General features: G+C 60.3%; 16 protein-coding genes and 1 tRNA gene. 6 read left to right on the top strand and 11 right to left on the bottom strand.

Translation table 11 applies throughout. The features are described from left to right. Window positions 1–49 precede the first annotated feature (49 nt). The 6 genes from AWT76_RS14360 to AWT76_RS14335 are packed head-to-tail and all read right to left on the bottom strand — an operon-like array spanning window position 50 to window position 5,270. Entirely contained in the window at window positions 50–1,201 is a 1,152-nt protein-coding gene (locus AWT76_RS14360; RefSeq protein ID WP_072246950.1) for an RsmB/NOP family class I SAM-dependent RNA methyltransferase, read from the bottom strand. A 7-nt stretch (window positions 1,202–1,208) separates the two neighbouring features. After that, window positions 1,209–1,760 (bottom strand): CvpA family protein, encoded by a 552-nt coding sequence (locus AWT76_RS14355; protein WP_072246949.1) that lies wholly within the window; start codon window positions 1,758–1,760, stop codon window positions 1,209–1,211. Between the two features lie 22 nt (window positions 1,761–1,782). Further along, on the bottom strand, window positions 1,783–3,141 hold the full coding sequence (radA, locus tag AWT76_RS14350; protein ID WP_072246948.1) for a DNA repair protein RadA: 1,359 nt from the start codon (window positions 3,139–3,141) through the stop codon (window positions 1,783–1,785). 23 nt (window positions 3,142–3,164) lie between these two features. Beyond that, window positions 3,165–4,298: a cation diffusion facilitator family transporter gene (locus tag AWT76_RS14345; RefSeq protein WP_082700221.1), complete on the bottom strand. Its 1,134-nt coding sequence runs from the start codon at window positions 4,296–4,298 to the stop codon at window positions 3,165–3,167. 49 nt (window positions 4,299–4,347) lie between these two features. Next, the gene (locus tag AWT76_RS14340; RefSeq protein ID WP_072246946.1) at window positions 4,348–4,596 is read right to left on the bottom strand and encodes a LysR substrate-binding domain-containing protein; all 249 of its coding nucleotides are present in this window, start codon (window positions 4,594–4,596) and stop codon (window positions 4,348–4,350) included. 29 nt (window positions 4,597–4,625) lie between these two features. Then, window positions 4,626–5,270, bottom strand: coding sequence for a hypothetical protein (locus AWT76_RS14335; protein ID WP_072246945.1), 645 nt, complete (start codon window positions 5,268–5,270; stop codon window positions 4,626–4,628). A 200-nt stretch (window positions 5,271–5,470) separates the two neighbouring features. Between AWT76_RS14335 and AWT76_RS14330 the strand changes: the two genes are divergently transcribed. Then, window positions 5,471–6,694 (top strand): acyl-CoA dehydrogenase, encoded by a 1,224-nt coding sequence (locus tag AWT76_RS14330; protein WP_072246944.1) that lies wholly within the window; start codon window positions 5,471–5,473, stop codon window positions 6,692–6,694. A 145-nt stretch (window positions 6,695–6,839) separates the two neighbouring features. Beyond that, the gene (locus tag AWT76_RS14325; protein WP_072246943.1) at window positions 6,840–8,231 is read left to right on the top strand and encodes an aspartate aminotransferase family protein; all 1,392 of its coding nucleotides are present in this window, start codon (window positions 6,840–6,842) and stop codon (window positions 8,229–8,231) included. A 44-nt stretch (window positions 8,232–8,275) separates the two neighbouring features. Here the strand turns inward: AWT76_RS14325 and AWT76_RS14320 are convergent, their stop codons facing one another. Beyond that, window positions 8,276–9,685: an aminotransferase-like domain-containing protein gene (locus AWT76_RS14320; protein ID WP_072246942.1), complete on the bottom strand. Its 1,410-nt coding sequence runs from the start codon at window positions 9,683–9,685 to the stop codon at window positions 8,276–8,278. Between the two features lie 94 nt (window positions 9,686–9,779). Between AWT76_RS14320 and AWT76_RS14315 the strand changes: the two genes are divergently transcribed. The 3 genes from AWT76_RS14315 to AWT76_RS14305 all read left to right on the top strand — a co-directional run bounded on the left by AWT76_RS14315 (window position 9,780) and on the right by AWT76_RS14305 (window position 11,296). Beyond that, window positions 9,780–10,007: a DUF1127 domain-containing protein gene (locus AWT76_RS14315; protein WP_072246941.1), complete on the top strand. Its 228-nt coding sequence runs from the start codon at window positions 9,780–9,782 to the stop codon at window positions 10,005–10,007. A gap of 92 nt (window positions 10,008–10,099) precedes the next feature. Continuing rightward, on the top strand, window positions 10,100–11,158 hold the full coding sequence (mnmH, locus tag AWT76_RS14310) for a tRNA 2-selenouridine(34) synthase MnmH (RefSeq protein WP_072246940.1): 1,059 nt from the start codon (window positions 10,100–10,102) through the stop codon (window positions 11,156–11,158). A gap of 61 nt (window positions 11,159–11,219) precedes the next feature. Continuing rightward, window positions 11,220–11,296: transfer RNA gene (locus AWT76_RS14305), tRNA-Met, on the top strand. Here AWT76_RS14305 and AWT76_RS14300 read toward each other — a convergent pair. The 4 genes from AWT76_RS14300 to AWT76_RS14280 form a co-directional block, all read right to left on the bottom strand. Beyond that, complete coding sequence (locus tag AWT76_RS14300; protein ID WP_245638849.1) at window positions 11,253–12,857, bottom strand: recombinase family protein; 1,605 nt, start codon at window positions 12,855–12,857, stop codon at window positions 11,253–11,255. The genes AWT76_RS14305 and AWT76_RS14300 overlap by 44 nt on opposite strands. Before the next feature lie 651 nt (window positions 12,858–13,508). Beyond that, window positions 13,509–15,779 (bottom strand): AAA family ATPase, encoded by a 2,271-nt coding sequence (locus AWT76_RS14295; protein ID WP_082700220.1) that lies wholly within the window; start codon window positions 15,777–15,779, stop codon window positions 13,509–13,511. A 69-nt stretch (window positions 15,780–15,848) separates the two neighbouring features. After that, window positions 15,849–16,865, bottom strand: a complete 1,017-nt coding sequence (locus tag AWT76_RS17025; RefSeq protein ID WP_176699409.1) for a hypothetical protein — start codon at window positions 16,863–16,865, stop codon at window positions 15,849–15,851. A 64-nt stretch (window positions 16,866–16,929) separates the two neighbouring features. Then, entirely contained in the window at window positions 16,930–17,439 is a 510-nt protein-coding gene (locus tag AWT76_RS14280) for a hypothetical protein (protein ID WP_141655970.1), read from the bottom strand. 232 nt (window positions 17,440–17,671) lie between these two features. Here AWT76_RS14280 and AWT76_RS14275 point away from each other — a divergent pair, with 232 nt between their 5' ends. Continuing rightward, window positions 17,672–18,100, top strand: a complete 429-nt coding sequence (locus AWT76_RS14275; RefSeq protein WP_072246935.1) for a MarR family winged helix-turn-helix transcriptional regulator — start codon at window positions 17,672–17,674, stop codon at window positions 18,098–18,100. Window positions 18,101–18,166 lie beyond the last annotated feature (66 nt).

The following is an 18,166-nucleotide window of genomic DNA, read 5'->3' as shown; positions in this document are numbered from 1 at the left end:
TTAATTTCAGCTTAACCAGCGGATTGCGGATAGCAACCCAAAGCTGATTTCAGCTCTCTTTTAAGATGATTGCGCTGAAGAACCCATCACCGCCATCCAAGGGTGTCAGGCGTTGAATGGCGCCAAGGGTCGCATTGGCGGTATCGGCCGTGAAACCGGCAACGATCTGGGAATTTTCCGCATCCAGAAGCGAACAGGTTGCGTAAAGCAGACGCCCGCCGGGGCGCACATGGTCCCAGGCCTGTCGCAGGATACTGCGCTGTATACCGGCAAGTTGTGTCAAACGCTCTGGTGTCAGCGCCCATTTGGCCTGTGGCGCGCGGCGCCAAGTGCCGCTGCCAGAGCAAGGCACGTCGGTCAGGACAAGGTCGAACAAGCCATTCGGTTGGGTTTGCAAGGTAATTGCGGCACCTGCACGGGCGGCACGCTCGGGAATGTCCTGCATGCGGGTGGCATCGGCATCATGCGCTGTCACATCGGCACCGCGGGCGGCCATGGCCAGCGCCTTGCCGCCGCCGCCTGCGCAATAATCCAGCACGCGCGCGCCAGCCAGATCGGGCAGGGCGGCGATCACGGCTTGCGAGGCGGCGTCCTGCAGTTCGACCACGCCTTCGGTAAACGCCCTGGATTGCCGCAGGCGGCGTGCATTTTCCGTCACCTCAAGCGCGGTTTCGGCCAAGGCACAGGGGCGGGTTGCGATATTGTCTTGCGCCAAAAGTGCGACAGCGTCCGCACGCGTAGCACGCGCCAAATTGACCCGCAGGAATACCGGGGCGCGGTGGCGCATGGCGCGCAACACGTCATCGGTTTGGGGGCCAAGGCTATGCGTGATCGCTGGCAGCAGCCAGTCGGGGCAATCCAGCGCCACGCCGCGCGGCATGGGGGCGGGGTTCGGCGCGTCTGCCTCGGTCAGAGGGGCAGGGGCATAGCCTTGGCCGGTAAACAGCGCCGCTGGGTCGGTGCCCGCATCACGCAGCAGCCCCAGCACCAGCCCGCGCCCGTCGGCCCGCCCGCCCAGATGCGCAAACGACCGTTTGCAGCGCAGGCAGTCGAACACATGGTCACGGATCGCGGCACGGTCCTTGGACCCGGCAAACCGATTGCCGCGTCCCCAGTTGGTCAGCGCCTGTTCGGCGGGTTTGCCTGTCAGGATCGTATCAAGAATGTCGATCGCGGCTTGCAGTCTTGCGCCGGGTGTCATGCGGTGGTTAACGGCAACTGGCGGTCAGTTGCTCATACCGGGCAACCAGCCAGTTCGGCGCGTCGGTGGGCACGGCGTTGTTCAGATTGCCAGACAACTGGCTGAACACCGCAGCAGAGCGCGAGTTTTCCACCATCTCGACCGATCCGGGCGGTACCGCGCGGTCAAAGACCAGCAACGCCACGGCCACCAGAAGGATGCCGCGCAGCACCCCAAAGAAAAAGCCCATGCCCTGATCGATGCCACCAAGGGCAGAGTTGCGAATGAAGGACGAAAACAGCGGCGTGAACAGCGAGGTCAACACCAGCGACAGCGCGAACACGGCGGCAAAGGCGGCGATCACGGTCAATTCGCAGCTATCGCCCAGAAAATTACCAAGATAGGGAATTTCGCTGATCAGCGGTTGCGCGGCGGGCGCCAGCATGAAGGCGAGGATGGCGGCCACGATCCAGCCGACAATCGCCAGTGTTTCGCGCACGAAGCCGCGTGAATAGGCCAGAATGCCCGACACGATGATGATGACGGCGACCCCTGCATCGACCAGTGTAAACGCGTCCATGACCTTACTCCTACTGTGCGGATCATCCCGCGCCGAAAACCTGACCGACCACTTGCGCCAGATCATCCATCTGGTTCAGCCGCATCCCGCCCACGTCGATCGGTTTGGCAAGGCTGGGGCCTATGGCGCTGCTAAAACCAAGTTTTCGGGCTTCTTTCAACCTGTTTTCCGCCTGCACCACGGGCCGCAAGGCGCCCGATAGGCTGATTTCGCCGAAAACCACGGTTTCGGGCGGAAGTGCGTGATCTTCGCGCGCCGACAAAAGCGCGCAGGCCAGCGCCAGATCGGCGGCGGGTTCCATGACCCGCATACCGCCTGCCACGTTCAGGAACACGTCCATCCCCGCGAAAGGAATACCGCAGCGCGCTTCCAGCACTGCCAGAACGGTTGACAGGCGCGCGCTGTCCAGCCCGACCACAGTGCGGCGCGGCGTGCCCAGTGGCGAGGGTGCGACCAGCGCCTGAATTTCTGTCAGGACGGGGCGTGTGCCTTCCATACCGGCAAAGACGACCGATCCGGGCGCAGGCGTGCCGCGTTCGGACAGAAACAGGGCCGAGGGGTTGGCGACTTCGGCCAGCCCGCTTCCCGTCATTTCGAACACGCCGATTTCATCTGCCGGGCCAAAGCGGTTCTTGACCGCGCGCAAAATGCGGAACTGATGGCCGCGTTCGCCTTCGAAATACAGCACCGTATCGACCATATGTTCGACCACGCGCGGCCCGGCGATCTGGCCTTCCTTGGTGACATGGCCCACGATGATGACCGACACGCCGCGCCGCTTGGCAAAGCTGACCAGTTCATGGGCTGCCGCGCGAACCTGGGCCACCGACCCCGGCGCACTGTCGACGGTATCCAGCCACATGGTCTGGATCGAATCGATCACCACAAGGTCGGGGCGTTCCGCGTCCAGCGTGGTCAGGATGTCGCGCAGATGGGTTTCGGCCCCAAGCTGCACCGGCGCATCCGACAAGCCCAGCCGCGCGGCGCGCAACCGCACCTGTGCTGCCGCTTCCTCGCCCGATATATACATGCAGCGCGCGCCCGCACGGGCAAAGGCCGCCGTGGCCTGCAACAGAAGCGTGGATTTGCCGATACCCGGATCACCCCCCACCAATATGGCACTGGCCGCGACCAGACCGCCGCCCAGCACGCGGTCCAGTTCGTTCAGGCCAGAACACTGGCGCGGCGGCGGGGCTTCCGCATCGGCCAGTGACCCAAGCGCAATGGTCTTGCCCTTCATCGCCCGCGCGCCGGGGCCGCGCGACAGGGGCGCTTCCTCGACAATCGTGTTCCAGCCATTGCAGGCATCGCATTGCCCGGCCCATTTGCGATGGGTCGCGCCGCAAGCGGTGCAGGTGAACTGGGGGGCAGATTTGGCCATGCCGGGGTTATGACCTGCGCGCGCTAACCATGCAAGCCCGCCTGCCGGTGCAGGCTGAGCGCGCGCAATTCCGGCAAGGTTTGGCGCAGGGTGTCGGTCAGCTCTGCCTCTGTTGCGGCATGATCGGCATGGGCGTGCAACCCGGCCAGCACTTCAATGTGCAACCCGTCTTCGAAATACCCAAGCTGAACACGGGCGACCTTGGCGACCATGGGATGCGCTTGCGCCAAGGTCAGGATCAGCCCTTCGATTTCGCCGCGCAAGGGCGCTTTGGTCGCGCCGAACCCGTCGAAATGGCCTGCCGGTTCCACATGGATAATCAGGTCTTCCAGCGCGTCGATCTGGCCCAGCGCATCGGCGCGGGCGGCCTCGGCAATGCGGTGGCCTTCGGTGACGGTAATATGCGGGTCCACCATGACAGACACATCGGCCACGGCGCGCGCGCCGTGCTGGCGCATCCGCAAATCGCGCAGGCCCTGCACGCCGGGGGTGCGCGACAGGCTGTCCTGCAAATCGGCGCGCAGGTTGTCGGGCGCTTGGGTGTCGACCAGCTCATCCACCGCGCCCTTGCCAAATTCCCACGCCACACGGGCCAGCATGGCGGCAATGATGATGGCTGCCAGCGGGTCGCCCCAGCCAAAGCCAAGCTGCGCTGCGCCCACGCCCACCAAGGCCACGACCGAAGACAGCGCATCGGTTCGGTGGTGCCACGCATTGGCAACGATCATGCGAGAGGCTTCGCGCTCGCCCACCCCCTTTGTGTAGTGAAACAGGATCTCTTTCGTCACGATGGACAGCGCAATCACTGCCAGCGCCCACACGCCCGGCGCGCTATCTGCACCCGACAGCAATCGCAGGGCGGCATCCCATGCAATGCCCAAGCCGGTCAGGGCCAGCACCGCCGACAGGGCGAGGGTCGCCAGCGTCTCGAACCGGCCATGGCCGTAGGGGTGGTCTTCGTCCGGGGCGCGGCCCGAATGCCGCAGCGCCCAGAGCACAAGCACATCCGAAACCAAGTCAGACAGCGAATGCACCCCGTCCGCGACCAGCGCCGGGCTGGCCAGCACCACGCCGGCCCCGATCTTGGCGGTGGACAAGATGATGTTCACCCCCGCACCGACAAGCGTGACACGGGTTTTCGCGTTGTCCATTGTCATAGTGTTTGGACGCCCTGATTACAGGGGTCTAGCTTACCAAGCGCGGGCGCTAGGCGAAAGCCCCGTCGCCGCGTGTGACCTCTGTCAACAGCCACTCGCGGAAGGCATCTGCGGCGGGGTTGGCGCGTGCGCCTTCTGGCGTCATCAGCCAATAGCCGCCGCCCGTGGCCCAGTCATGGCCAAGGGATTTAAGTTCGCCGCGTGCAAGTTCCGGCTGAAACAGAAAGCCCGGCAAAAGCGCCACGCCAAGCCCGGCGATGCAGGCTTGCGCCATGGTCGAGACATGCTCGAACACCATGGCAGGTGGTTGGGATTAAGCTGTTGCTTTCATATAAGGCCGATGATGAGTCTGTAATTCCGGTCGGCATCGCCATGCTCGAACGCGCGGCGCGTCGGGTCACTCTCGGCACCCATGACACTGGCGCAGAACGCGACATGGCAGCGATCTTGCGCGCGTAGCTTCTGGTCTGGCGTCAAGATGAAATCGGTTTCGCAGAGTTTGAGCATCTGGCGCAGCATGGACAGGTGCCGCGCGCCCGCCCGCGCTTGGCGCCGTGTGCGCTTGCAGAACACGAAGTGCAGGCCGACTTCATCGTCGTAGCTGTAGCGGAAATTGTGGTCCTGATAGACGATCACCGCCGGGTTTTCGGGTTTGCCTGCCAATTCTGCAAAGGCTTCGCGTGCGGCGTTGACAATAGTTTCGGGCTTGCTGGTCTTGAACAAGTGCGCGGCGATATTGTCCGGGTCTAGCGTAGCCGCGATCATCCTTTGCAAAATGCTATGAGCAATTACGGCATCTTGCGTTCTTGGCAGGTTCAGCGATGTCAGGTAGTCCATATGCGCCCCGTAAGCCGACAGGATGTCGGGCGGCACGCCATGTTTGCGGCGCGTGACGTTTTCCCGAACGATCAGGCCTTTCCCCAGAAAACCTCTGGTGATCGTGAATTTATCGTCAGAATAGAGTTTGCTCACGAAGACCTCCGGTCGACGGCAACCTTTCCTTGGGTCACTGCATTTATACTAGTGATCCAGCTACCAACAATATCAAGACGATCACGCCTGAAGCGGGACATGTTATTCCAATTTGGAATGATAGTTTTCGGAATTATCCTTTTATCGTTCACCTTGTGCAAGCTAAGACATGCGCAACCGTTCTATGATTGGAGGAAACCATGCCGCTCGACAAACCTGCCCTGAAAGCCAAGGACGCCCCGGAACTGGGCACGTTTTCGTGGGATGACCCGCTGCGGCTGGAACGCCAACTGACCGAAGATGAGCGCATGTTGCGCGATGCCGCACAGGAATTCGCGCAATCGGTGCTGCAACCGCGTGTGATTGATGCCTATCGCAATGAAACATCCGCGCCCGACCTGTTCCCCCTGATGGGTGAGGCCGGATTGCTGGGCGCAACCCTGCCAGAGGCATATGGCGGGCTGGGGGCCAATTACGTCACCTACGGGCTGATCGCGCGCGAGATAGAGCGTGTCGATTCCGGCTATCGCAGCATGATGTCGGTGCAGTCTTCGCTCGTGATCTACCCGATTTATGCCTATGGCAGCGAAGAGCAGCGGCAGAAATACCTGCCCGGACTGTGTTCGGGCGCGTTGATTGGCTGTTTCGGGCTGACCGAACCGGATGCGGGCTCGGACCCTGCGGGCATGAAGACACGGGCCGAAAAGACCGCCACGGGCTACAAGCTGACCGGGTCCAAGATGTGGATTTCCAACGCGCCCTTTGCCGATGTCTTTGTGGTTTGGGCCAAGTCCGACGCGCATGGCGGGCGCATTCGCGGGTTCATCCTTGAAAAAGGCATGACGGGGCTGAGCGCGCCCAAGATCGGGGGCAAGCTGTCCTTGCGCGCTTCGACCACCGGAGAAATCGTGATGGACGGGGTCGAAGTGGGCGAAGATGCGCTGCTGCCTTATGTTCAAGGGCTGAAAGGCCCGTTCGGCTGCCTGAACCGCGCGCGCTACGGCATTGCTTGGGGCGTGATGGGGGCGGCGGAATTCTGCTGGCATGCCGCGCGGCAATATGGCCTTGACCGCAAGCAATTCGACAAGCCCTTGGCGGGCACGCAACTGTTCCAGAAAAAGCTGGCCGATATGCAAACCGAAATCGCGCTGGGCTTGCAAGCCGCGCTGCAAGTGGGGCGGTTGATGGACGATGCCGGGGCCGCGCCAGAGATGATTTCGCTTATCAAGCGCAACAATTGTGGCAAGGCGTTGGAGATCGCTCGCCATGCCCGCGACATGCATGGCGGCAATGGGATTTCCGAAGAATACCAAGTCATGCGCCATATGGTGAATCTGGAAACGGTGAACACCTATGAGGGCACCCATGATGTTCACGCGCTGATCTTGGGCCGCGCGCAGACCGGGCTTCAGGCGTTTTTCTGAGCTTGGCCAATGCCGCGATGTTGCGCCGCCGGGCAAAGGCCCGGTGGTGTGCGCATGCGGCAAGATCCGGGGTTGCAGGCCGCGCTTGCTTGACCCTAAAGGCGCGGCTTGTATGGTGCCTCAACACCCTTTTGCGGAGCAGTTCATGCCATTGACCAACACGCCCCCCACCGCCGAGTTGCAGGCGTTGGATGCGGCCCATCACATGCACCCGTTTACCGCCAATGGCGCGCTTGGCGCGAAGGGCGCGCGGATCATCACCCGCGCGCAAGGCGTGCGGCTGACCGATAGCGACGGGGCTGAACTGATCGACGGCATGGCGGGTTTGTGGTGCGTCAATATCGGCTATGGGCGCGCCGAACTGGCAGAGGCCGCCGCGCGGCAAATGCGCGAATTGCCCTATTACAACACGTTTTTCCAGACGAGCCATGTGCCCGCGCTGACCTTGGCCGCCAAGCTGGCCGAACTGGCGCCGGGCGATCTGAACCATGTGTTCTTTGCCGGGTCCGGGTCGGAAGCGAATGACACCAATATCCGCATGGTCCGGCAATATTGGGCACTGAAAGGCCAGCCCGCGCGGCGCACCATTATTGCGCGGCGCAACGGCTATCACGGCTCGACCATGGGCGGCGGATCGCTGGGTGGGATGGCGGCCATGCACGCGCAGGGCGGGTTGCCCATTCCTGGTATCGTGCATATTGACCAGCCCTATTGGTGGGGCGAGGGGGGGGATATGTCCCCCGACGCATTCGGCTTGGCCCGCGCGCGCCAGTTGGAAGAGAAGATTCTTGAACTAGGGCCAGAGAATGTGGCCGCATTCATTGCCGAACCCGTGCAGGGCGCAGGTGGGGTGATCATTCCGCCCGACAGCTATTGGCCCGAAGTGCAGCGCATTGTGGACCAATACGGCATTTTGCTGATTGCGGACGAGGTCATTACCGGCTTTGGCCGCCTTGGCCATTGGTTCGGGTCGCAAAGCTACGGCATTCGCCCGCATATCATGACAATCGCGAAGGGGTTGTCCTCTGGCTATCAGCCCATCGGCGGGTCCATTGTCTGTGACGAGGTGGCGCAGACTATCGCGCAGGATGAATTCAACCACGGTTATACCTATTCCGGCCATCCGGTGGCGGCGGCGGTGGCCTTGGAAAACCTGCGCATCTTGCAGGAAGAAGAGATTGTCGAACGTGTCCGCGACGTGGCCGCGCCCTATCTGGCGCAGGCATGGGGCAGCTTGTCGGATCACCCTTTGGTGGGCGAGACGGTCAGCCGTGGCCTGATGGCCAGTTTGGCGCTGACACCCGACAAAGCTCGCCGCGCGCGCTTTGCGGCAGAGGCTGGTCACGCCGGATATATCTGCCGCGAGTATTGCTTCGCCAACAATCTGGTCATGCGCCATGTGGGCGACCGGATGATTATCGCGCCGCCCTTGGTGATTGCGACCGATGACATTGATGAGTTGATCCGCCGGGCGCGCCGGGCGCTGGACCAGACCTTGGCGCATTTGCAGCGTGATGGCGCCATGGTTGCCGCCTAGGGTGCTTCACGCTCAGGCGCGACGGTGCGATCCTGTTGCCTAGCCTAGACCACCATCCCCTCTGGCGGGTTGTCGAGCAGGTCGCGCAGCCGGGCGATTGCGTTCTCGAACCGGGGCAGCGCGATTTGTGCGTTGATCCCGATCCGCACGGCATGGGGCACACGCGCGTCGCGCAGCGCAAAATCCTCGGCAGAGCGCAATTGCACCCCCCGGCTGGCGGCGGCCTTGGTGAAAGACCCCGCGCGCCAGCCGTCTGGCAAGTTTAGCCACAGGAACGGGATGTCATCGCCCCAGCGCAGATCATACCCGCCCAGCCCGTTCACCGCCACGCGTGTATAGCTTTGCAAGCAGGCGCGCACCTTCTCGGCGACCTCTGCTGTTTCGGGGCGCAGCAGCAAATCCTCTGTCAGGTCGGCCAAGGGGCGTGCCAGCCCGAAGAATCCGTGCTCGGCAGCACGGCGCAAGGTGCTGGCATGCGCGCGCGGGGCCACGGTAAAGCCGATTCGCAGGGCCGGTGTCAGCGATTTTGACAGCGATGACACATACCACCCAAGCTCTGGCAAAAGCGCACGGTAGCTGGACGCCCGTGCATCGCCCACGCGGTAACAATCATCCTCCAGAATGTGCAGCCCGTGCTGTGCGGCGACCTCTGCAATCTGGATGCGCCGTTCTTCCGGTGTGAAAATACCGGTCGGGTTGTGCACTTCGGGGCAGGTGCACAAAAGCTGCGCGTCATGCTTTTGTGCCAACTCGGCCAGCGCTTCCGGGATGATGCCCTGCGCATCCATCGGAACCGACACGACATCGGCCCGTAGCAATTGCGCGGCGCGGCGAAAGCCGGGATAGGTCAGCTCTTCCAGCAAGACGACGGGTTTTCGCCCGTGCAAAACCGATTGCATCACCAACGAAACGCCGGATTGTCCGCCATGTGACAACACAAGGTCTTCGTGATCGATTGGGCCAAGCGCGGCCCCCGACAGCCAATGCAGAACAGCACGGCGTGCCGGTTCGAAGGTGCTGCGCGAGGGGTAGGCCAGCAGGTCGCGTGGCGAGCGGCTGCCCAGCCGCGCGAAGGCGGAATGGATCAGCGCCACTTGCCCCATATCGGGCAGGGCGGTGGCGAATAGGCTGACTTGGTCATCTGCCTCGGCCTCTATCGCCAAGCCCGCGTCAAACCACGGCTCTGGCACGAATTGCACGGGCGTGCTGGGGGGGGCGATGAAGGTGCCGCGCCCTACTTGCCCTTCGGTAATGCCTTCATCCGTCAGCGCCGCATAGGCGCGTGCGACGGTGCCCGGTGTCATATCCAGCTTCCATGCCAGATCGCGGACGGGTGGCAATTGATCGCCCGGCGCAAGACTGCCTTGCGCGATTGCAGACCGAATTGCGGCGACCACGTCGCGAAACTTGGAGCGCCCACCCCCCGGCATGTAGTGCTGCAAAATTGTATCCATAACAATGTTTCCTTGGACAGCGAGGGGGAGTGTTTGTATCGTGTAAATGCCAAATAATTCCTTATTGTGTCAATACAAATGAAAGGGTTTCGCCATGACACAGACCATGAACCGTTCCGCCTTGGACTATCTGACGGCTGCGACCACGCTGCCTGCGGTTTCTGTTCTGGCGCTGCGCGTGGCCGTGGCTGTGGCGAAGTGGTCGGAACGCCGCCGCACCCGCGCCGATCTTGCCAAGCTGGACGTCCATGGCAGGCGCGATATTGGCCTGACCGAAGGGCAAGCCCTGCGCGAGACACAAAAACCCTTCTGGCGCGCCTAAGCGCCATCCAGTTCTCTCTGACCTTGGCGCGGCTTGTCCGCGCCATTTTTTTTGGCGTGTCACCCAGCGCCAGAGCAGCTATAGCACGGGGCATGACACTTCCCCGCTACAGGCCAACGACCATCCGCGCGCTCGACAGCGCAGGGTTCGACACGATCATCGATGTGCGCGCCCCGTCCGAATACGCCCAAGACCATGTGCCCGGCGCGATCAACTTGCCGGTTCTGTCGGACGCAGAACGCGCGCAGGTCGGAACGATCTACAAGCAAGACAGCCCGTTCGCCGCCCGCAAGCTTGGCGCGGCACTTGTTGCACGCAATGCGGCGCATCATTTGCAAACTGCGCTGGCAGCGAAGCCGGGCAGTTGGCAACCTTTGGTCTATTGCTGGCGCGGCGGGCAAAGATCGGGGTCGTTTGCCACGATCCTGTCGCAGATCGGATGGCGCGTTTCGGTGCTGGACGGGGGGTATAAATGCTGGCGCGCGCTTGTCGGCGCACAAGTTTACGACACGCCCTTCCCGGCACCTGTTGTGCTTCTGAGCGGCGGGACGGGCACTGGTAAAACCGACATCCTGCACCATGCCGCCGCGCATGGGGCGCAGGTGATTGATCTGGAAGGGATGGCCGAACATCGTGGGTCGGTTTTTGGGGGCACAACCGCGCAACCCTCGCAGAAACTGTTCGAGACGCGCTTGGCCATGGCGATCGCCGCCTTGGACCCGGCGCGGCCCGTGCTGATCGAGGCAGAGTCGAACAGGATCGGGTCTATCCGGTTGCCGCCGGCCCTGTGGGATGCCATGCGCAGCGCCAGCGTGATAGAGATATCGGCGCCCTTGCCCGCGCGAGCCGCCTATATTGGCCATCGCTACGCGGACATCGCGAAGGATCCTGCGTTTCTGGAAAAGACATTGGACGGTTTGCGCAAATACCATGCTGCAGCGCAGGTTCAGGCGTGGCAAGCCATGGCCGCACAGCCCGCCCGCTTGGCGCAAAGCCTGATCGCGGAACATTACGACCCGCGCTATGCCTGCGTGTCGCGCACCCCACCGCAACGTCACCAGATCGCGCTGCGTGACCTGTCGCCAGAGGCGCTGGAACAGGCTGCACGCCAAGTGTTTGTCACCCTTGCGCAGATGGTGCCGAAATCTTGAAAGCCGCGCGCCTTGGGGGCTTGACGCCCCCGGCGGGCTCACTTAAACGCACTCTCGGTCCGGCGGAGTAGCTCAGTTGGTTAGAGCAGCGGAATCATAATCCGCGTGTCGGGGGTTCAAGTCCCTCCTCCGCTACCATCACTCCCCCCACATGGCCCGGTACGACCCCGATCAGGGACTGTAGCCACCCTGTCACTTCGATCGTAACCCCTTGATCTGTAGCAGGAAAAACCGTGATCCTCGCGATGATCTTGTGAAGCGTTTCGACCAGCTCGCGGTCAAATTGGGGGTTCAAGTCGGTTAGCTTCCAAATAAGGGTGTCAATCGTTTCGAAATATCGCTCCAAAGTTGCGGGGTGAAGTTCGACCACTTCGGGCTCTTCCTGCTCCGCGAGTCGGGTTTCGAGAACCTTTCTTTTGGCAGTTGCCTCCGCGATGTCCTTTTCGGCGGCAGGGCCGTCGATCACCCCACGTGTGTAAAGGTCAACAAGCCGTGCGAGGCGCCCCTGTGTCTCGGTCAACTCCTTCTCGATGCTGGATCGATTGCGCTCTGTTTCTCGGATCAGGGTGCGGCGCTCGTCAAAATAGGCTTTGAGGTATTCCTTCACATAGATCGGGTCAGCCAGTTCCGCCTTCAGCTTTTCCAGGACGGCATGCTCGATCTTGTCCAACCGATACCGCTTGTCATTGTCGCATGACCCGCTTTCGCGGGCAGTGGAACACCTGATCCGGATCGCGGATCCCGAACGGTCATGGATAGACATGCCCCCGCCACACTTGCCGCAACGCAGCAGGCCGGAGAACGGGCGCTTTGGGGTACGGTCACGCCTTCCGTGGCTGTGTGCCTTGCTTCGTGACGTCTTTCGGGCTTGAGCTGCATCCCATGTGTCACGGTCGATGATGGCGAGATCAGGCACGTCTTTGCGCATCCACTCGCTTTCGGGGTTCACGCGGCTTACGCGACGCCCCGTTTCTGGATGCCTGATCATTGTAATGCGGTTCCAGACCAGATCGCCCGTGTACAGCGGGTTCAACAAGATGCCGTGGCCGCGTTCCTTGTTCCCGTTGATCGTTGAGGCGTTCCAAGAGCCTCCGCGTGGCGCAATGACCCCGTCCTCGTTCAAGCCGTTGGCAATCTCGCGGGCGGTCCGCCCTGCGAGATATTCCTTGAAGATTCTACGGATGACATCCGCCTCGTGATCCAGAATGCGCATCTCACCCGGTTTGCCGGGGATCGGTTCATACCCATAGGCTTTGCCACCGGCATGACGACCGTCGCGGATCACACCCTGCATGCCACGACGTACCTTTTTCTTCAGATCCTTCAAATACAGTGATCCGACCAGCCCCCGGATGCCGATCTGAATTTCGTCGGCCAAGCCGTCATGGACCGCAAGAATATCTACATTCGCAAATGTCAGCCTCTTATGGATACCTGCCAGATCCTCCTGGTCTCGACTGATCCGATCAAGGGCCTCTACGACCACGACATCGAATTTACCGGCACGAGCATCCTCGACCAGGCGTAGGATACCATCTCGCCCGATCAAACTGGCAGACGTTTGGGCCTTGTCGGAATAGACTTCGCGGACGGTCAGCCCTTGTTTTTGCGCAAACTCACGACATAGCGCCACCTGATCGTCAATTGATCGCTCGCTCTGCAGGTCTGTTGAGTATCTTGCATAGATGACGGCACGCATTCTCTTTGGCATGATGTGTCACCTCCGGCCGATTTGAGTTGGTCTTTCCTTGCATCCGACCGAGCCAATGCCCGTACGAGTTCCAACAGCCTCGGATCGGGCGATTGACCGACCTGAGTATGTGAAACCCGCCGCCCCATCAGCGATAACCGTCGCCACGATTTGCCGGGCGTATAATCCACCGGGGCAAAGAATGTGTTTTGCCAAGTGCGTTTTCTTCAAGGGCAATCTGAAAACAATATCCTTACTGGGGGCTTTCAATGCCCCAGAGCATCTTCGCAGAAAAATTCTCTCCTTGCTGCATCGGCCATCTTTCAATCGAAGGGCTGCTACATTCTGACGAATGTACAGCATGCGAAACTCGGGCAGTCTTTGAGTGGAAAACTCCAGATCAAAACTGATTTCGCTGTCACTACCATATGATCTTTGCAAGTTCGCCCCCTTGATTGGAGTTGTCCACATATTTGACTTTATTGAATTTTTTCTGGAATTAATTTGGTTAACTACTAGATATTGAAATTCCAGATATTAAAAATTTTAGATGTCTTAATTGGCAGTTCTTTATTATATTCTCTATTGGATAACCGCCCTGCGCCTATCGGCGCGGGATATATTTTAACCGTGAGGCATTCGGATGAGTATTGCATCTTATCAACCGGCACTCTCGACCACCACATGCTCAATGCAGCCGTAAGATGAGGTGATCTTGACCTCGTTTCTCATCGACACGAGTTTGACGCCTGACAGGAGTCCGGCAAGATCCGAGCCGGAAAGACTTCCTCTATCCAGCAGCATTCTGGCCATTGCGATCAGGGTTTCGCGATTTTCCTTGAGGATTGCCAATGCGGCACTTTCCGCACGGGTGAGATGGTCCTGGACCCGTTCCTTCAGGCTGTGATCAAACCGCAAGCGATCGACGGCTGTGTTTGGGGGCCCCATCCAGACCGTTCCGCTTTCTCCCAGCCCATATGACATTTCAAGACCGGTCGCTCTTTCCGTGGCTTTGGCCAAATCACTGTGCTGTCCCCCACCTGCGCCGCCGCTGGGGCGCCCGAGAACAAGGCGTTCAGCGGCCCGCCCGCCAAGAAGCAAAGCGATATCACCCTCAATGTCAGACCGGCGCATCGCGCTGGGAAGCTGGGTCATGTCAGCCTGCCCGCCGCCTTGATACAGTGACAGGAGCTTTGGCTGCGCCCGGCCCGTCGCATGCGCAACGATGGCATGCCCGGACTCGTGCAGGGCGACACCCCAACCGATCTCGGGTGCGATGGATGGCCGAATCCGTTCGACTGCTGTTGTCAGATCATCTGCATCCAATTCACGCCGTTCCCGCCGTGCGGTGGCACGGGCTGTCTTGACCGCATTTGCGATCTGCGCACCGGACAGACCAACCGCCCTTGCGCAAACAGAGGTAAGGTCGGCATCCCTCAGATCATTCCCGAGGTGCCACCGAAACGCGGCTGGCAGCAGATCAGGTGTCGGATGGTCCATTTTGATCAGATAATCGAACCTGCCCGGCCGTGTGAGGGCAGCGTCGATCCTGTTTGCGAAATTCGTGGCGGCGATCACGACGACACCCTCCCGTCCATCAAATCCATCAAGACATTCCAGCAATCCTGCCACAATGCTTGCAGTCCATGAGGAGTTCTGATCATGCGGGCGGTCCCGATCTCCGATCGCATCCAGTTCATCGATGAAGACAATTGCAGGGCTGGCTTGCATCGCTTGATCGAAAAATGCCCGCATTTTCTGAAGCAGATCGCTCGATCTGGCGCCTTCTGACTGCCATTTTGACAGCGATCCGGCAAAGACCGGAAACCCTGCGTCACGGGCGAGAAGTTTGGGAAGCTCCGTTTTTCCGCAACCCGGAGGGCCTTCAAGCAGCAAACCACTGGTTACGTCTTTCCAGCGGATCTTTCCTGCTTGCCAGTCCCGCAAATCAGCAAGGACTTGTTCAACGGGTTCCCGAACGTCGGCGGCCAGCGGAAAATCAGCAAGTCCCGGGGCCGCTGAAATCTTCCCCTTGTTCAGCAACCTGACCAGCACTTGCCCCGCTCCAATCGGGTTTGGCGCACGGGCGGCGATTGTCAGCTGTTCGGGCGTCAGCGCTGCAACCTCTGCGGCGCTGATGGAAGCGGGAATGTCCGTCTCATGCACGATCTGTCCGGGGTAGAGATGGCCGAGGATCACCCGCAGCATTTCGCGGTCCAATTCCGGAAGGTTGATTTCGGCTTCCAGAACACGGGCAAAGCTTGCAGGAAGTGTCGAAGGGTTGGCGCCTACCAGCAGCAAAGGGCGGCCCTCATCGATCACATGTTCGAAGCTTTTGGCCAGTCCGAAATATCCCGTTTCCTTCCCGGCAGCTGCGCTGCCCAGCAATTCGCTGACCTTACGGGCATCCGGCCTGTGCAGCCCCGGACAAAGATCCGGGCTGGCGACGATGGCCCGTAGAATGTTTGTCATCATGCCCGGAGAGTAGCCAGCAGGCGACCGCAAAAACAGAATGCTGCCCGGCTTGCAGAATGCATTTGCAAAGCCCTCTGGTGTCACAAAGCAACGGGCAAGCTGAACTGCCATCATCACGCCTTCGGCCCGTGGCCGTTGGTGATGTTCCGGACAAGCGGGCAGGATGCGGCCCATGTTTTCCTGCCAATCCATTTCGATTTCATCGAGGATCGACTCCACATGGGGTTGCCCGACATCGCCCGGCGCCTGATCTCTGCCCTCGGGTTCGCAAAAGCCGCTGAGCTTCTTTTGACGCCAATGCGCTTTCGGCTTTGTCGAGGCTGAAGCAGCGATCAGCATGCCATGCCAATCCGTAAATGCCCATTTTGCGTGAGGCGGGAGCGCAAGCTGCTCCAGAATCTCATTGGCGAAGGAACGCCATTTCTGGCCGTCGTTTCGTGTTGTTGACTGCGTCATGGTATTCTCCCGCACTTTCGCATGCGTTTCATTGCATTGGGTTTTTCGGAGGGCTGGGCCGAGGGGCCGTCACCGCGTGGTGTCAGCAGCGACCAATCTCGCCTTGATCTGATCCATCAGTGTGGTGATTTCACGTATCAGTGCCGGGCGATAAATCTCGGAAACCACGTTGATATGGGCCGAGTAGGTGGCAATCGGCACAACGCCATCGGGAAAATCCCGGACAAGGCTGGCATTCGCCTGCTTTTCGGCGGCGCAGGCGTCATGCCCGGTTGGCATTGGCAAAAGCCTCAGGAACGTGACTTTGGCCAACTTCGAAAGCCCAAGTTGATGCCGAAACCTGCGTTTCGGATTTGCGCTGTATCCAAGCTTGACCACATCAAGATTTGCGGAAGAGAGCTGAATTCGGGCGAGATAAATCACCGAAGGCTTGGATGACCAGCTTTCACCGCATGCGGCGCAGTCGCATTGCCCGTTGCGCATGTTGACACGTGCAACCCTCTGATGATGGCCGCAACGGTGACGGTACAAGCGGTAATTCGCCTTGCCGTCCGGGTCAGGCCCAACACGTTCCCAGCCTTGCGCCAAGGCTTCGGCCTTTTCGGTTTCGATCAGGCAAACACGGCATTTGACATCGGCCTCGCCCTTCCTGACTTTTTCGACAAAGCCGAATTGACGCCGCACGTCATGCCCGCAGGGCGCACGGAAGACCCCGTATTTATGGTGTTGAGGGTCGCGTCGCAGGAATACGAGCTTTGCCCCATCGGCGGCATTCTGGCGCTTGATTGCCGCACAACCACCGCAACGAGGGCGAGAGTCCCGCAAAGCGAACAGTTTCACCGCCGTGTGTGCCCCACATGCCCTGCACTCAAGCGTCAGGTGAAAACGATCACGGATCCGCCCAACAATGCGAAAACCTTTCTCATCCGCCATGCGGTGCCAGTCCGGGGCAATGGGGCCGTCATAATCCGACCACCCACAGGAGGGGACATGACGCGAACGGTGGGAGACCCAGAGCCGCGACTGGTTCAATGTTTCGCGGAAAGCGTGAGGGGAACGATCCCGCGTGTTGGGCAGTTCGGGCATGGTCGCACCTGTAACGTTAGGGAGGATTGAGTAGCGATGGCGATGCTTTGGGGCAGCCAGAGCATCACAGGTTCGGGGCTGTTTCGTCCCGACCACGGTCCGGCGTCTCGTCAGGGCCAACGTCGATCATGCCATCGTCGAGGGCCGCGTAGTTTTCGAAAAGGGTCAATCCCTTCAAGATCAGCTGGTTCAGCCGGAAACTGACAGGATCACCCCACGGCAGCAGGAAAACCTGCGTCTGACTGGCCCGATGGCGCAAATAGGCCATCTGGTCAGGATCGCTGCTCTTCATCGCGACAAGGAACAGCCGCGCAATAGCCTTCAAGCGCACATCGACCTCGGTCAGCGCGGGCAATGACATGACAATCGCGGCTTCCCCGAGGGTTGCCGTATGCGCGTTTTCGGCGTCACGAATCCAGGCATCCACCGCGGGGTCTTGTCCGGAATAGCCAGACAGGTCCCGCTCTGCGTCGATCATCTTATTGACAAACAACAGAAAAGCATAAAACCGGACAACAACCGGGGTGCGCAAACCGGACAGGTGGTGGGGGTTCGAGGGGGACGGGTTCGTCATGATCGTATCCATTGTTGATATGGCCAGCCGGTGCTCTCGCCAGATAGCTAGCCGTGTAGGTAAAGTGGAGATAGGTGGAGTAAAGCTACACGTCAAGTATCTTTCGAATATATTTTGTGGGAGGTCGACTTTCTTGCTAACCGCTCACATCTTGAGCGAGGATAAGTAGACGTGTAGCTTTTTAAGGGGTAACGTCACCGCAGAGATTCCGCCGCATGACCAAGGCTTCAAGATGACAGATTTCCCGGACTTGCGTGTGATAGACCCGCTGAACACAGCCGCACGCGCTGTCAATCGCGCCTTGACCGAGGCGCTTCGTCCCTATGGCCTGAGCTTTGCACAATTCTGTATGATCGACCTGATCGACAGGGGTGGCCCGCATTACCCTTCAAGTCTTGCTCGCAAACTGGATATCGAGACCAGCACCATGGCCTCCACCCTCAAACGAGCCGAGGGCGCGGGGTTCATCATCCGCTCACCCGACCCAAACGACGCTAGGGGCGTTGTCGTTACCCTGACAGAGCACTCCCGGGAAATCTTGCCAGAGGCGAGGGCAGCGGTGCTGGGTATTGAAGAAAAATGTACGGGTGATCTCTCAGGGGACGAACGCAAGGGCGGGATTGAGTTTTTGCAGAGAATTGGAAACAGCTTAGGGATGTAGGTTTTGCTGGACGCAAGCTGTAGGGAATTGCAAAGTGAGATGGCTTGGCGGGAAACACAGCTCTGA

Source organism: Roseibaca calidilacus, from assembly GCF_001517585.1.
Taxonomy (GTDB): Bacteria; Pseudomonadota; Alphaproteobacteria; order Rhodobacterales; family Rhodobacteraceae; genus Roseinatronobacter; species Roseinatronobacter calidilacus.
This window is presented reverse-complemented; position numbering and strand designations above follow the sequence as displayed.

Coding starts and splice junctions, on each gene's coding strand:
- AWT76_RS14325 (WP_072246943.1), top strand. CDS start 6,840: ATGCCATTGACCAACACGCCCCCCACCGCCGAGTTGCAGGCGTTGGAT.
- AWT76_RS14280 (WP_141655970.1), bottom strand. CDS start 17,439: ATGACGAACCCGTCCCCCTCGAACCCCCACCACCTGTCCGGTTTGCGC.
- AWT76_RS14295 (WP_082700220.1), bottom strand. CDS start 15,779: ATGACGCAGTCAACAACACGAAACGACGGCCAGAAATGGCGTTCCTTC.
- radA (WP_072246948.1), bottom strand. CDS start 3,141: ATGGCCAAATCTGCCCCCCAGTTCACCTGCACCGCTTGCGGCGCGACC.
- AWT76_RS14360 (WP_072246950.1), bottom strand. CDS start 1,201: ATGACACCCGGCGCAAGACTGCAAGCCGCGATCGACATTCTTGATACG.
- AWT76_RS14315 (WP_072246941.1), top strand. CDS start 9,780: ATGACACAGACCATGAACCGTTCCGCCTTGGACTATCTGACGGCTGCG.
- AWT76_RS17025 (WP_176699409.1), bottom strand. CDS start 16,865: ATGCCCGAACTGCCCAACACGCGGGATCGTTCCCCTCACGCTTTCCGC.
- AWT76_RS14275 (WP_072246935.1), top strand. CDS start 17,672: ATGACAGATTTCCCGGACTTGCGTGTGATAGACCCGCTGAACACAGCC.
- AWT76_RS14345 (WP_082700221.1), bottom strand. CDS start 4,298: ATGACAATGGACAACGCGAAAACCCGTGTCACGCTTGTCGGTGCGGGG.
- AWT76_RS14320 (WP_072246942.1), bottom strand. CDS start 9,685: ATGGATACAATTTTGCAGCACTACATGCCGGGGGGTGGGCGCTCCAAG.
- AWT76_RS14340 (WP_072246946.1), bottom strand. CDS start 4,596: ATGGTGTTCGAGCATGTCTCGACCATGGCGCAAGCCTGCATCGCCGGG.
- AWT76_RS14300 (WP_245638849.1), bottom strand. CDS start 12,857: ATGCGTGCCGTCATCTATGCAAGATACTCAACAGACCTGCAGAGCGAG.
- AWT76_RS14330 (WP_072246944.1), top strand. CDS start 5,471: ATGCCGCTCGACAAACCTGCCCTGAAAGCCAAGGACGCCCCGGAACTG.
- AWT76_RS14355 (WP_072246949.1), bottom strand. CDS start 1,760: ATGGACGCGTTTACACTGGTCGATGCAGGGGTCGCCGTCATCATCATC.
- mnmH (WP_072246940.1), top strand. CDS start 10,100: ATGACACTTCCCCGCTACAGGCCAACGACCATCCGCGCGCTCGACAGC.